This window comes from Pseudomonas sp. H3(2019) (genome assembly GCF_007713465.1).
GTDB lineage: Bacteria > Pseudomonadota > Gammaproteobacteria > Pseudomonadales > Pseudomonadaceae > Aquipseudomonas.
Genome location: NZ_VMSG01000001.1, coordinates 1 through 14,020, shown reverse-complemented (window position 1 = coordinate 14,020; position 14,020 = coordinate 1). Strand labels below are relative to the sequence as shown.

Annotated in this window: 11 protein-coding genes; 8 read left to right on the top strand and 3 right to left on the bottom strand. The window is 61.8% G+C overall.

The window, feature by feature from the left end; all coding sequences use genetic code 11:
* Positions 1-3 precede the first annotated feature (3 nt).
* The 3 genes from tssK to tagH all read right to left on the bottom strand — a co-directional run bounded on the left by tssK (position 4) and on the right by tagH (position 3,366).
* Complete coding sequence (tssK, locus tag FPT12_RS00055; protein WP_145014099.1) at positions 4-1,338, bottom strand: type VI secretion system baseplate subunit TssK; 1,335 nt, start codon at positions 1,336-1,338, stop codon at positions 4-6.
* Between the two features lie 15 nt (positions 1,339-1,353).
* Positions 1,354-1,872, bottom strand: a complete 519-nt coding sequence (gene tssJ / locus FPT12_RS00050; RefSeq protein WP_145014098.1) for a type VI secretion system lipoprotein TssJ — start codon at positions 1,870-1,872, stop codon at positions 1,354-1,356.
* Positions 1,873-1,944: 72 nt separating this feature from the next.
* Positions 1,945-3,366, bottom strand: a complete 1,422-nt coding sequence (gene tagH / locus FPT12_RS00045; protein WP_145014097.1) for a type VI secretion system-associated FHA domain protein TagH — start codon at positions 3,364-3,366, stop codon at positions 1,945-1,947.
* Positions 3,367-3,768: 402 nt separating this feature from the next.
* On the opposite strand from tagH, the gene tssA reads away from it, so the two are divergent.
* From tssA to tssH, 8 genes are all read left to right on the top strand, one after another.
* On the top strand, positions 3,769-4,794 hold the full coding sequence (gene tssA, locus FPT12_RS00040) for a type VI secretion system protein TssA (RefSeq protein WP_145014096.1): 1,026 nt from the start codon (positions 3,769-3,771) through the stop codon (positions 4,792-4,794).
* Positions 4,795-4,874: 80 nt separating this feature from the next.
* Positions 4,875-5,384, top strand: a complete 510-nt coding sequence (tssB, locus tag FPT12_RS00035; RefSeq protein ID WP_007894500.1) for a type VI secretion system contractile sheath small subunit — start codon at positions 4,875-4,877, stop codon at positions 5,382-5,384.
* A 15-nt stretch (positions 5,385-5,399) separates the two neighbouring features.
* Positions 5,400-6,893, top strand: coding sequence for a type VI secretion system contractile sheath large subunit (gene tssC, locus FPT12_RS00030; RefSeq protein ID WP_054598202.1), 1,494 nt, complete (start codon positions 5,400-5,402; stop codon positions 6,891-6,893).
* 108 nt (positions 6,894-7,001) lie between these two features.
* Entirely contained in the window at positions 7,002-7,490 is a 489-nt protein-coding gene (locus FPT12_RS00025) for a type VI secretion system tube protein Hcp (protein WP_054594707.1), read from the top strand.
* A gap of 275 nt (positions 7,491-7,765) precedes the next feature.
* A complete protein-coding gene (gene tssE, locus FPT12_RS00020; protein WP_145014095.1) occupies positions 7,766-8,278 on the top strand; it encodes a type VI secretion system baseplate subunit TssE in 513 nt (170 codons plus the stop codon).
* On the top strand, positions 8,275-10,134 hold the full coding sequence (gene tssF, locus FPT12_RS00015; protein WP_145014094.1) for a type VI secretion system baseplate subunit TssF: 1,860 nt from the start codon (positions 8,275-8,277) through the stop codon (positions 10,132-10,134). Before tssE ends, tssF begins: the two co-directional genes overlap by 4 nt.
* Positions 10,098-11,150, top strand: coding sequence for a type VI secretion system baseplate subunit TssG (tssG, locus tag FPT12_RS00010; protein ID WP_145014093.1), 1,053 nt, complete (start codon positions 10,098-10,100; stop codon positions 11,148-11,150). The genes tssF and tssG overlap by 37 nt, the downstream gene beginning before the upstream one ends.
* Positions 11,143-13,821, top strand: a complete 2,679-nt coding sequence (gene tssH / locus FPT12_RS00005) for a type VI secretion system ATPase TssH (RefSeq protein ID WP_145014092.1) — start codon at positions 11,143-11,145, stop codon at positions 13,819-13,821. Before tssG ends, tssH begins: the two co-directional genes overlap by 8 nt.
* Positions 13,822-14,020 lie beyond the last annotated feature (199 nt).

The window sequence follows — 14,020 nt, the reverse complement described above, 5'->3', positions numbered from 1 at the left end:
GGTTTATCCTCGGATCGCCCAGAAAGCCAGGTCCAGCCCCGGGAATTGCCCCGCGATGTAGAACGCAAATCCTCCGGAGTTGGCCAGTTGCTGCCAATGCTCGCTGCCCCGGTCGAGTTCGTAATAGGTGGAGCCCGCGTGATACGGGATCTGCCGTGGCGCCACCGGCAGCGGCAGCAGGCCGATGCCCGGCAATTGCAGGTTGACCAGGTTGCGGATGTGCTCCACCGAGCCGACCTTGCTCTGTTGGCCGAAGTGGCTGCGCAGGGTCTCGGCAGGCACGTCGGCGCGCACCACCAGGATGAAACTGGCGCTGTCGAGCAGGGCCTTGTCAGCCAGCATTGCCACATGAATGCCGTAGGCTTTTTCGACGATCGGAATCGGCGTGGCCTTGCTGTCGATCAGCATCGACAGCGCCTCGCGCAGGGCTTGCATCACCGGCGCAAAACTCAGCGCCAGGTTGTCGTGCTGGTACTGCGGGTTTTCCTGCGGTCGCCGCCCGGAAGCGGTAAAGGTCGAAAACTCACCGGCCAGGCTCACCAACTCGCTGTAGAACCGCTCGGGGTGCAACGGGCTCAACTGGCTCAAGTGCTGGATCAACGGCTGAGCGCGGTTGACCAGTTGCAGCAGCATGAAGTCGGCAATTTCCGAGGCACCGCCGGCACCGGAAGCGACCACCCGCCCGGCGAGGGCTTCACCGCGTTGATGAAGCAGGCCCAGCAGCTCGCTACGAAACGCGGCCAGGGGTTTGGAGGCGGATACATCCAGCAGCGGTGGGATGTAAGTGTCGTCGAGCACCAGGGCGCGGTCGGCGCGCTTCTCTTTGATTCGCACCAGGCCGATGGCGGCATAGTCGCTGATGCCATCCTCGGCAATCAACAATCGCAGCGCCCTGGAACCTACTGCCACCGGCGCACGGTTTTCGAACGGCGCGTTGTCGTCCCGTACTTCACGCACCTGGCTCACGTAGCGCGCAGCGCCCGGGGTTTCGCCTTCATCAACAGTGTCACGCGCTCCGGCACGCTTGAGCGGCAAGGCCAGGTACACCAGGCCATCGCGCAGGTCGGCATCGACATTCAGCGGGCTCGGCGCCAGGTCATCCTGGGGAATGTTGAATGGCGTGCCGTCCGGTAACAGGCCCCGCGCCGAGATGATTGCCAGTTTGCCCTGGGCCAACAGCCCCTGATCAATCAGCAATTCGGAAAAACCCCAGGCGCCGGCCGACAACGGGCGGCTTCGGGCGTCGATGAGGTTTTCCAGATAACGGTCATGCTGCTGGAAGTGCTGCGTTCCAATGAACATGCCTTCCGACCAGACCACGCGATTGTTCCAGGACATGGGGGCTCCGATTGCTTACTGGGCAGGGCTGGATGGGGGAACAACGACGGCGCTGCGCACGGCGCGCACATCGAGGCTGATCTGGTATTCGGTGTATTGGCGCGGCGGAACATTCATCACCGTGCGCCACTGCGCCTGATCCAGTTCGCGGTACCCCACCAGCACACCGATGTGGCGGGTGGCTGGGTCGAGGTCGCGTTGCAAGCTCAATTGCTGGCCGGGCTCGACCAGCACTTCGTCCTGGTCGAGCAGATCCGCGCCGAGCGTCGCCTGGGCCCGTTCGGCCAGGGCGAAATAATCGGAACGGCCGAAGGTGGCGGCATTTTTCAATTCGAAAATGCGCACCCGGACCGGGGCCGGCTGGCCGGTGCTACCGGGGTTGAGCCCGGCGATGGCGTGGAAGTGCAACTCGACGGCGGCGGTGTCGGCCTCGGCCTCGGCCTCAGCCACTTCGGGCTGGGGTTTGGCCGTATCCTTCGCACACGCGGTCAGCAGAAGCGCGGTGGCAACTGCGAGTAAAAACCTGGGAATCATCCTGCGTCCTCAATGACGTTTCAGCTATCCGTTGTTCCGTTCATTGCTGTGTATGGCGTTATGAGTCGGTGCTCAGCTGCGGCGCGGCCTTGTACTGTGCTCTTCGTAGGCGCGGCTGAATTCCCGACCGAACAGGTCCTGGAAATCCTCTTGGGCCTCGCGGGAAATCTTGCTGTAGAGCTCGGCGAACTGCTGCCAGTACTGGGCCTGTCGCGAGCCATTGAAAATGCTCGACAGGCCACCGGGCTTGCCCATGCGCTCTTCCAGTTGCGCCGGCTCGAAGCGCGCCAGCAGGTGCTTGATCGCTGCTTCCACACCGGCCATCACCGCCAATTGGTGGGCACGCAAGTCATCGAAGCTATCGCGCACCGCCAGGTCCGGCGCCATGAACGCCGGATTGCTCTGGCGCAGCAGCAACAGCAAGGCTTCATCGACGTTGGGAGCGAATTTCAGCGGGTTGTTTTCCACGGGTTGAATCATCGTCTGCTGAATGCGGAACTCGCCCTTGAGGCTACTGCGGGCGCGCAAGACATCGATCAGGCCTTCGACCATCAACCGATAACTGCGGCCGATGCTTTCCATCTGCGCTTCGGCCTGGGCCTTGTCCAGGCGCAACTGATCCAGCCCGGCGCCGCGCAGGAAGGCTTGCAACAGGTCGGGTTGAGCATCGTCGGCTGGGCTGACCGGATTGACCTCGCGTTCGACGATGGCCTCGGGCGGTTCACGCAGGGGTGCCGACGCGATCGGCGTGCTGACTGGAGGCGCGGGTGACGGCGTAACCTCTGCAACAGGCAAGGGGGCGACAGGCAGCGGGGCAACCGCCATCGGCTCAGGCTTGCCGCTGAACAGGTCCCAATCTTCCGGAATCACCGGGGCCGACGCCAACGCTACAGGCACGGCCACGGGCGCCGGGTTGGAGATCGGGGTCGGTGGGCGGAAGTCATGCTGCTCGGCCGGGACATGGTCGGGCTGGGTGGCAGGCGGGACGCTGGTCGGTGACAGAAAGTCGAAAAGGTCCGACACTGTGTCCATGGCCGACCCGCCCTGGAAATGTGCAGGCGATGTCATGGGCAACGACGTCGGCGTATTCACAACAGCGCCCTGGCGCCCCATCAGGGCCTCGAAGCTGTTGGACGAATCGGCGAAAGGGTTGCCGTCAGTCACCGGCAGACTGAAATCGATGCGCGCCTGAATGTCATAATCACCGATACGGATAACTTCGCCATCCTGCAACGGCTCGCTGCTTCCCTTGCGCAGACGAATGCCGGCCTTGACCAATTCCACACCATTAGTACTGTTATCGGTTAAATAGTAGCGGCCATCTTTGTATTGAATAACGCAATGTTTGCCGGAAATAAGGCGCTGAGGGTCAGGCAATACCCAGTCATTATCAGAATTACGGCCAATTGCCATCACGCCCTGGTCCATGGATTTTTCAGAGCACTGACCTGGGGTAATTTTGTGATAACTAGTGATAGTCAAACACAGCGACATCTCGCCTCCTTGCTGAACACTTTGCGCGCAGGCGAGTGGGGGCCTACGCCCGAGTGACTCGCCGACATACCTTGCAAACAACGTCGAAAACGCCTTTCTACCAGCATGATTGCTGATCTTAACCGGCTTGCGTGACAAAAAACCTGCATTAATGCCCGCCTCGACCCATCGGTCGCGCGGGTTGTTAAGCACCTCACATCTGTCACGCAGGGCAATAGCTTACCTTGACAAGGCATAAGTACTACACCAAAAATGCGCAACTTCTTGAATATGTGCGACGGCACTTCAAGATCACTGCCCCTCAAAAGAGCAATTACCGTCAAGGAAACATGTAAAGTTCCATCGCGAACTCGCGTGTGAAATGCCCGACTCTGTCAGCGGGCGATAGGGAGATCAGATTCAGTGGAAGTACCTTCGCTGCTCGCCGCCATTTCCGAGACTTCGCCTTGCGGTGAAGATCTGGAATATGACCAGGCATTCTTGCGCCTGGAACGCGACTCCCGCGGCCAGCCCGAGCGCAGCATGGGCGATTCGATATTGCCTGCCGAACCCCCTGAATGGAGCAGCATCCAGCAGCAAAGCCTGGATTTGTTGCAACGCAGTAAAGACCTGCGTATCACCCATTTCCTTTTGCAAAGTTCCCTTGCCCTCGAAGGCGTCACGGGCCTGGCCCGCGTCCTGACGCTGATCGGCGAATTACTCAAGCAATACTGGGCCGACCTGCATCCGCGACTGGATGCCGATGACGACAACGATCCTACCGTGCGCATCAATGCCCTTGCCGGCCTGACGTCGGATACCACCATCCGCCTGCTGCGCGAAAGCATCCTGGCCCGCTCGCGTACCTTTGGCCCTGTCAGCCTGCGCGCCGCCGCCAATGCCAGCGGCCTGCAAAGCTTCCCTGACGAAAACCTCGGCTCCGAGCAACTCGCCGGGGCGTTCCTCGGCAGCGATCCCGAGCAACTGGAAATCACCCGCGAAGCCTTGCACGAGGCCCGCAATGCCGCCGAGACCATTGAGCAACAGGTTAGCGAATACGTCGGTTCCGCCCAGGGCGTTGACCTTGGCCCGTTGAAGCAGCCGATCAAAATGGCCCTGCAGATCCTCGGTCAGTTCGCCCCCCAGAGCGGCGACGGCCCCCTGCCCGATGCCATTAGCGATGACAGCGCCGCGCCAGTTGAATACGCCACCGCACCGAGCGCACCGCGCAGTTCCGGCACTGGCGAAATCAACAACCGCGACGACGTGCTGCGCAGCCTGGACCGGATTCTTGCGTACTACACGCGTCAAGAGCCTTCCAGCCCGCTGCCGGTGCTGTTGAACCGGGCAAAGAATCTGGTGCACGCCGACTTTGCGGCCATCGTGCGCAACCTGATTCCCGACGGCATGAGCCAATTTGAAAACCTGCGCGGACCAGATAGCGAATAAAAGCGAAAGGATCACGCAGTCACGTCACCGGTACCACCGATGACGCCAACACCGTCGCTTGAGCGACCAGGAGCAGCAACGTGGCGAAGCAAAGTTCTCAGAAATTCATCGCGCGCAACCGCGCGCCTCGAGTGCAGATCGAGTACGACGTCGAGCTCTACGGCGCCGAGAAAAAGGTCCAGTTGCCCTTCGTAATGGGCGTTATGGCTGACCTCGCCGGCAAGCCGGCCGAGCCCCTGGCCCCTGTTGCCGATCGCAAGTTCCTTGAAGTGGACGTCGACAACTTCGACTCGCGCCTCAAGGCCATGCAGCCACGCGTCGCGTTCCACGTGCCCAACGAGCTGACCGGCGAAGGCAACCTGAGCCTGGACATCACCTTTGAAAGCATGGACGACTTCAGCCCCGCCGCCGTGGCGCGCAAGGTCGACTCGCTGAACAAGCTGCTCGAAGCACGCACCCAACTGGCCAACCTGCTGACCTACATGGACGGCAAGACTGGCGCCGAAGAAATCATCATGAAGGCCATCAAGGACCCGGCGCTGCTCCAGGCACTTGCCAGTGCGCCGAAGCCAGCCGAGCCTCAGGCTTAATCAGGACGAATGATCATGACCGATTCAGTACGTGCAGACGCTCAGACACTGGGCACCACCGAAGAAGCCAGCGAGTTCGCCTCCCTGCTGCTGCAAGAATTCAAACCCAAGACCGACCGCGCTCGCGAAGCCGTCGAGACCGCCGTGCGCACCCTGGCCGAACAGGCCCTGGCGCAGACCGACCTGGTGTCCAACGACGCGATCAAGTCGATCGAGTCGATCATTGCCGCTATCGACGCCAAGCTCACCGCTCAGGTGAATCAGGTCATCCATCACCCGGACTTCCAACAACTGGAAAGCGCCTGGCGTGGCCTGCACTACCTGGTCAACAACACCGAGAGCGACGAGCAGCTCAAGATCCGCGTGCTCAACATCTCCAAGACCGACCTGCACAAGACCCTGAAGAAATTCAAGGGCACTGCGTGGGACCAGAGCCCGATCTTCAAGAAGATGTACGAGGAAGAATACGGCCAGTTCGGCGGCGAACCTTACGGTTGCCTCGTGGGCGATTACTACTTCGACCAGTCGCCGCCGGATGTCGAGTTGCTGGGCGAGTTGTCGAAAGTCTGCGCCGCCATGCACTCGCCATTCATCGCAGCCGCCTCGCCGACCGTGATGGGCATGGGCTCGTGGCAAGAACTGTCGAACCCGCGCGACCTGACCAAGATCTTCACCACCCCGGAATACGCCGGCTGGCGCTCGCTGCGTGAATCGGAAGACTCGCGCTATATCGGCCTGACCATGCCGCGCTTCCTGGCGCGCCTGCCCTACGGCGCCAAGACCGACCCGGTGGAAGCCTTCGCCTTCGAAGAAAACACCGACGGCGCCGACAGCTCCAAGTACACCTGGGCCAACGCCGCTTACGCGATGGCGGTGAATATCAACCGCTCGTTCAAACACTTCGGCTGGTGCTCGCGCATTCGTGGCGTGGAATCTGGCGGCGAAGTGGAAAACCTGCCGGCTCACACCTTCCCGACCGATGACGGCGGCGTAGACATGAAGTGCCCGACCGAAATCGCCATTTCGGACCGCCGTGAAGCGGAACTGGCGAAGAACGGTTTCATGCCGCTGCTGCACAAGAAAAACACCGACTTCGCCGCGTTCATCGGCGCCCAGTCGTTGCAGAAACCGGCCGAATACGACGACCCGGATGCCACCGCCAACGCCAACCTGGCCGCGCGCCTGCCCTACCTGTTTGCCACCTGCCGTTTCGCCCATTACTTGAAGTGCATCGTGCGCGACAAGATTGGCTCCTTCAAAGAGAAGGACGAGATGCAGCGTTGGTTGCAGGACTGGATCCTCAACTACGTCGACGGTGACCCGGCGCACTCCACCGAAACCACCAAGGCCCAGCACCCATTGGCTGCGGCCGAAGTGATCGTCGAGGACGTGGAAGGCAACCCGGGGTACTACACCTCCAAGTTCTTCCTGCGCCCGCACTATCAGCTCGAAGGTCTGACCGTGTCGCTGCGCCTGGTATCCAAGCTGCCTTCGGCCAAGGGCGCGTAAGACTGTCCTTGATCATTCCCATGCTCTGCGTGGGAACGATCAACGTAGAAATTTTCGCAAGATCGGCGTCAACCAAACAATGTGGTAGAGACCACACAGGGAGAAAACATGGCTGTTGATATTTTCATCAAGATCGGCGACATCAAGGGCGAGTCCATGGACAAGGCCCACAAGGATGAAATCGACGTCTTGAACTGGAGCTGGGGCATGTCCCAGTCCGGCAATATGCACACGGGTGGTGGCGGCGGTGCGGGCAAGGTGAATGTCCAGGACCTGTCGCTGACCAAGTATGTCGACAAGGCCTCGCCGAACCTGATGATGCACTGCGCCGCCGGCAAGCACATCGACAAGGTCAAACTGACCGTGCGCAAGGCCGGCGGCGAAAGCCAGGTCGAGTACATGATCATCAACCTGGAAGAAGTACTGATCACCTCCCTGAGCACCGGCGGCTCGGGTAGCGATGATCGCCTGACCGAAAACGTCACCCTGAACTTCGCCAAGGTGCTGGTGGACTACCAGCCGCAGAAAGCCGACGGCACCAAAGACGGCGGCCCGATCAAGTTCGGCTGGAACATCCGTCAGAACGTCAAGGCGTAATCGAAGGCGCCCCCGGTGCTATGCGTCGGGGGTGCTTGAAGGCGAGTAGCGGCGACCCTACCGATCTATGGAATCGCGGTAGGGTCACAGGCGATTTCGCTGACCAAGCGCATCGCTCAAAGCAGGTCTGGTTCCGGGAACTGAAATGATCAAACGAACGCTGCTATCCCTCTTGTCGAGCTGTCTGCCGTTGAGCCTTTATGCCTGTGCCAAACAAACGGCGGTCGTTGCATGCTAGGCGCCGTTGACCAGAAAAATTTCGTGGGCCTTTTTTCGTGGTAACCGAAATCGCCACCCGCGATCGCCTGCAACCGTCCCTGCTGGATCGGTTGACCGACGACGACCCGAGCAATCTCAAGGAAAGCGCCGACAAGCGCGTGCTGTCCCTGACCCAACTGAAAGCCTCGGTGCTGCGTGATCTGGCGTGGCTACTCAACACCACTTCATTGCTCGGCGCCGATGCGACGTTGCACACCCCGGCCGGTACTTCGGTGGTCAACTTCGGGTTGCCAGCCCTGGCCGGCAACAGTGCGTCGAACGTCGATATCGCGGCGCTTGAAGCACTGATCCACCAGGCCATCGCCACGTTCGAACCGCGGATTCTGCGCCATACCCTGCGCGTGCGGGCCCGGGCGTCCGCCGAAATGAACCACAACGCCCTGAGTTTCGAGATTGAAGGCGATCTCTGGGCCCAGCCAGTGCCGCTGCGCCTGATGCTGCAAACCGACCTGGACCTGGAATCCGGCCATGTGCGGGTGGTCAACGCCGAGCAGCGGAGACGTTCATGAACCCGCGCCTGCTGGAACTGTACAACCAGGAGTTGCTCCACGTGCGCGAAAGCGCGGCGGAGTTCGCCCAGGAATACCCGAAAATCGCCAGTCGGCTGACGTTGTCCGGTATGGACTGCGCCGACCCGTACGTCGAGCGCTTGCTGGAAGGGTTCGCCTACCTGACGGCGCGAGTACAGCTCAAGCTCGACGCCGAATACCCGACCTTCACCCACAATTTGCTGGAAATCGCTTACCCCCATTACCTGGCGCCGACACCGTCGATGACCGTGGTGCAACTGCAGGCCGACCCCGATGAAGGCTCGCTGAGCAGCGGCTTCCCGCTGCCCCGGGACACGGTCCTGCGTGCCGCCCTGGGTCGCGAAACCCAAACCTGCTGCGAGTACCGCACCGCCCACGCGGTGACGTTGTGGCCGCTGCAGGTCAGCCGGGCCGAGTACTTCGGCAACCCGTCCGCCGTGCTCGGGCGCCTGGCCGCCAGTGAACCCAAGGCCAAGGCCGGCCTGCGCCTGACCCTGCGTACCGGGGCCGAACTGCCATTCAACAGCCTGACCCTGGACAACCTGCCGCTGTACCTCAGCGGCGCCGACGAGCAGCCCTTCCGCCTCTACGAACAACTACTGGGCAACACCTGCGCCGTGTTCGCCCGTCAACCCGGCAGCGATTGGGTGGAACGCCTGCCACAGGACGCACTGTGCCCCCTGGGACTGGACGATACCGACGCCGCGCTGCCAGTGGTCTCGCGAGCCTTCCAGGGCTATCGCCTGTTGCAGGAATACTTCGCCCTGCCCCAGCGCTTTCTGTTTGTCGACTTCACCCAGTTGAACCGTGCGGTCAAACGCTGCGACGGTCAGGAACTGGAATTGATCGTGCTGTTCGACCGTCACGATCCGAGCCTGGAAGGCAGTGTCGGTGCCGCGCAGTTCCTGCCGTTCTGCACCCCGGCAATCAACTTGTTTCCCAAGCGCCTGGATCGCATCCACTTGTCGGAACGGGTCCATGAACACCATGTGATCGCCGACCGCACCCGGCCGATGGATTTCGAGATCCATTCCCTGACCACCCTCACCGGCCATGGGACCGGCTCAGAGCAGCCTTTTTTGCCGTTCTATACGGTACGTGATCCGTCTCGTTACGGCCGCGATCAGGCCTGGTACACGGTGCGGCGCGAACCACGTGTGCTGTCCAGCGGCCAGCGGCGCAACGGCCCGCGCTCGACTTACATCGGCAGCGAAACCTTCGTCAGCCTGGTGGACAGCCAGCAGGCACCCTATCGCCACGACCTGCGCCAACTGGGCGTAACGGCGTTATGCACCAACCGCGACCTGCCGCTGTTCATGAGCGTGGGCAATGGCAAGACCGACTTCACCCTGGCAGACAGCGCACCTGTAGCGGCGGTGCGGTGCGTGGCAGGCCCGAGCCGCCCACGCGCCAGCCATGCCCATGACGCCAAGGCCTGGCGGTTGATCAGCCAGCTTTCGCTGAACTACCTGTCCCTCAGCGAGCAAGGCCAGGGCGCCGCCGCCCTGCGCGAACTGCTGCGCCTGTACGGCGACAGCAACGATACGGCGCTGCAATTGCAGATCGAAGGCCTGCGCGAAGTCAGCAGCAAGGCCTGCACCCGACGCTTGCCAATGCCGGGCCCGATCGTATTTGGCCGTGGCCTGGAGATCACCCTGGAATTCGATGAAAACGCGTTTCGCGGCACCGGGGTTTTCTTGCTCGGCGCAGTGTTCGAGCGCTTCCTGGCACGCTACGTGTCGATCAACAGTTTTACCGAGACGGTGATCCGTACCACCGAACGCGGCGAGATCATGCGATGGAAAGCCAAGCCCGGACGCCGTCCGACCCTGTGAGTACCCTGGAGGCGATGCACCAGGAGCCCTGGGAATATGACTTCTTCCAGGCGTTGCGGCGCATCGAGTGCGAATCGCCTGAACTGCCGCGCCTGGGCCATTCGTTGCGCCTGGCCGATGATCCGCTGCGCCTTGGGCAACAGGCCGATTGCACCTTCGCCCCGGCGACCCTGGCCTCGCTACAGCCGGGTATCGACGGTGCGCCAGCGCGGCTGGAGCAGTTCTTTTTCGGCCTCGGCGGCCCCAACGGCCCGTTGCCGCTGCACATCACTGAGTATGTGCGCGAACGCCAGCGCAACAACGCCGACAGCACCAGCAAACGCTTCCTGGATGTGTTCCACCATCGCCTGCTGAGCCTGTTTTATCGGGCCTGGGCCGAAGCGCGACCGACGGTCAGCCATGATCGCCCGGACGATGACTACTGGTCGGCACGCCTGGCGGCACTGAGCGGCCGGGGTATGCCGAGCCTGCTCAAACAAGGGCTGATCCCCGACACGGCGAAGCTGCATTACAGCGGTCATCTGTCGGCACAAACCCGCTACCCGGACGGCCTGAAGGCCATTATCAGCGAATACTTCGGCCTGCCGGTTGAGATCGAGGAGTACGTCGGCCAATGGCTGGAGCTGCCGGAACGCAGCCGCGTGGGCGTCAGCGCCCATCAGTTGGGCATGGATTTTTGCCTGGGTCGTTACGTCTGGGATCGCCAGCACAAATTCCGCATTCGCCTGGGGCCGCTCAAGCTCGATGACTACATGGGCATGCTGCCCGGCAGCCAACCCTTCAATGAGCTGGTGGCCTGGGTGGCCGAATACCTGGGCCATGAACTGGACTGGGACTTGAACCTGATCCTGGAACAGCCCGAAGTACCGGCGCTGCAACTCAATGGCCGCTTCCGTCTGGGGTTCAATACCTGGCTGGGCCGGCCCGAAACAGATGCCAAGGATTTAATACTGGCCCGGCATTACGCCGAGCAAGCCAACACCTCACAGACCTCAAGGAGCCATGAGCATGGGTGAAATCAGTCGCGCCGCGTTGTTCGGCAAACTCAACAGCGTGGCCTACAAAGCCATCGAAGCCGCCACCGTGTTTTGCAAGTTGCGTGGCAACCCTTATGTGGAGCTGGCCCACTGGTTTCATCAGTTGCTGCAATTGCAGGACTCGGACCTGCACCGCATTATCCGCCAGTTCAATATCGAACCGGCGCGCCTGGCCCGAGATCTGACCGAAGCCCTGGATCGTTTGCCACGGGGCTCGACATCAATCACTGACTTGTCCTCCCATGTGGAAGAAGCCGTGGAACGTGGCTGGGTCTACGGCAGCCTGATGTTCGGCGAAAGCCAGGTGCGTACCGGTTACCTGGTGCTGGGCATCCTCAAGACGCCGAGCCTGCGCCACGGGCTGCTCGGGCTGTCGGCAGAGTTTGACAAGATCAAGGTCGAGGCCCTGAGCGAGCGGTTCGACGAATACGTCGGCGACTCGCCGGAAAATGCGCTCAGCGCCAGCGATGGTTTCAACGCAGGCAGCGTGCCCGGTGAAGCCAGCGGCGCCATGGCCCCCAGCGCCATGGGCAAGCAGGAAGCGCTCAAGCGTTTTACCGTCGACCTCACCGAGCAGGCCCGCAGCGGCAAGCTTGACCCGATTGTCGGCCGTGACGAAGAGATCCGCCAGCTGGTGGACATCCTCATGCGTCGTCGGCAGAACAACCCGATTCTGACCGGTGAAGCCGGTGTCGGTAAAACCGCGGTGGTCGAAGGCTTTGCCCTGCGCATCGTCGCCGGAGATGTGCCGCCGGCGCTCAAGGACGTGGAACTGCGCAGCCTCGATGTCGGCCTGTTGCAGGCCGGCGCGAGCATGAAAGGTGAATTCGAACAGCGCCTGCGCCAGGTCATCGAAGACGTCCAGGCGTCGCCGAAACCGATCATCCTGTTTATCGACGAAGCCCACACGCTGGTCGGTGCCGGTGGCGCCGCCGGTACCGGGGATGCGGCCAACCTGCTGAAACCGGCTCTGGCCCGGGGCACGTTGCGCACCGTGGCCGCCACGACGTGGGCCGAGTACAAGAAGCACATTGAAAAAGACCCGGCCCTGACCCGTCGTTTCCAGGTGGTGCAAGTGGCCGAGCCGTCAGAAGACAAGGCGTTGCTGATGATGCGTGGCGTGGCCTCGACGATGGAAAAACACCATCAGGTGCAGATCCTCGACGAAGCCCTGGAAGCGTCGGTCAAGTTGTCTCACCGCTACATCCCGGCGCGCCAGTTGCCGGACAAATCCGTGAGCCTGCTGGACACCGCCTGCGCCCGGGTCGCCATCAGCCTGCATGCCGTGCCGGCCGAAGTGGACGACAGCCGTCGCCGCATCGAGGCGCTGGAAACCGAGCTGCAAATCATCGCCCGCGAGCACGCCATCGGCATCGTCATCGGCGCCCGCCAGAGCAACAGCGAAAACCTGCTGGCCGCCGAGCGCGAACGCCTGGTCGAACTCGAAAGCCGTTGGGCCGAAGAGAAGACCCTGGTGGACGAATTGCTCGCCACCCGCGCCACCCTGCGCGAGCGCGTCGGTGTGGTGGACAGCGAGGATGGCAGCGAGACCAGCCATGCCTTGCGCGAAAAACTGGTGGACCTGCAACAGCGTCTCAGCACCCTGCAAGGCGAAACCCCGTTGATCCTGCCGACTGTGGATTACCAGGCCGTGGCCTCGGTGGTCGCCGACTGGACTGGTATTCCGGTAGGCCGCATGGCCCGTAACGAACTGGAAACCGTGCTCAACCTCGACCAGCACTTGAAGAAACGCATCATCGGCCAGGACCACGCCTTGCAGATGATCGCCAAGCGCATCCAGACCTCCCGCGCCGGCCTCGACAACCCAAGCAAACCGATTGGCGTGTTCATGCTCGCCGGCACCTCCGGCGTGGGCAAGACCGAAACCGCCCTGGCCCTGGCCGAAGCCATGTACGGCGGTGAGCAGAACGTCATCACCATCAACATGAGCGAATTCCAGGAAGCCCACACGGTGTCCACGCTCAAGGGCGCGCCACCGGGCTACATCGGCTATGGCGAAGGCGGCGTGCTGACCGAAGCCGTGCGGCGCAAACCCTACAGCGTGGTGCTGCTGGACGAGGTGGAAAAAGCCCACCCGGACGTGCATGAGATCTTCTTCCAGGTCTTCGACAAAGGCGTGATGGAGGACGGCGAAGGCCGCGTGATCGACTTCAAGAACACCTTGATTCTGCTGACCACCAACGCGGGCACCGAGCTGATTGCCCGGGTCTGCAAAGACCCGCAAAACGTGCCCGAGCCCGAAGAAATCGCCAAGGCCCTGCGCCAGCCGCTGCTGGAGATTTTCCCGCCGGCGTTGCTGGGCCGCCTGGTGACCATTCCGTACTACCCGCTCAGCGACGAGATGCTCAAGGCCATTACCCGCCTGCAACTCAACCGCATCAAGAAGCGCGTGGAGAACACCCACAAAGTGGCGTTCGATTACGACGATGAGGTGATCAACCTGATCGTCTCCCGTTGCACCGAAACTGAAAGTGGCGGGCGGATGATCGACACCATCCTGACCAACAGCCTGCTGCCGGACATGAGCCGCGAGTTCCTCACCCGCATGCTCGAAGGCAAGGCGCTGGCAGGGGTGCGGATCAGCGCCCGGGACAACGAATTGCACTACGACTTCAGTGACGCCGCCTAAGCGGCGACCCCCTCTGTAGGAGCTGCCGAAGGCGGCGATCTCTTGATCTTTTAAAGTCAAAAGATCGCAGCCTTTGGCAGCTCCTACGGAAGGAATCCAGCAGTAACAAGGGATACCTGATGCTATTCAAGCAACTCTCACGCCTGGCAAAAATCACCAGCCCCCTGGGGCCAGAGGTGCTGTTGCTCAAAGACATGGG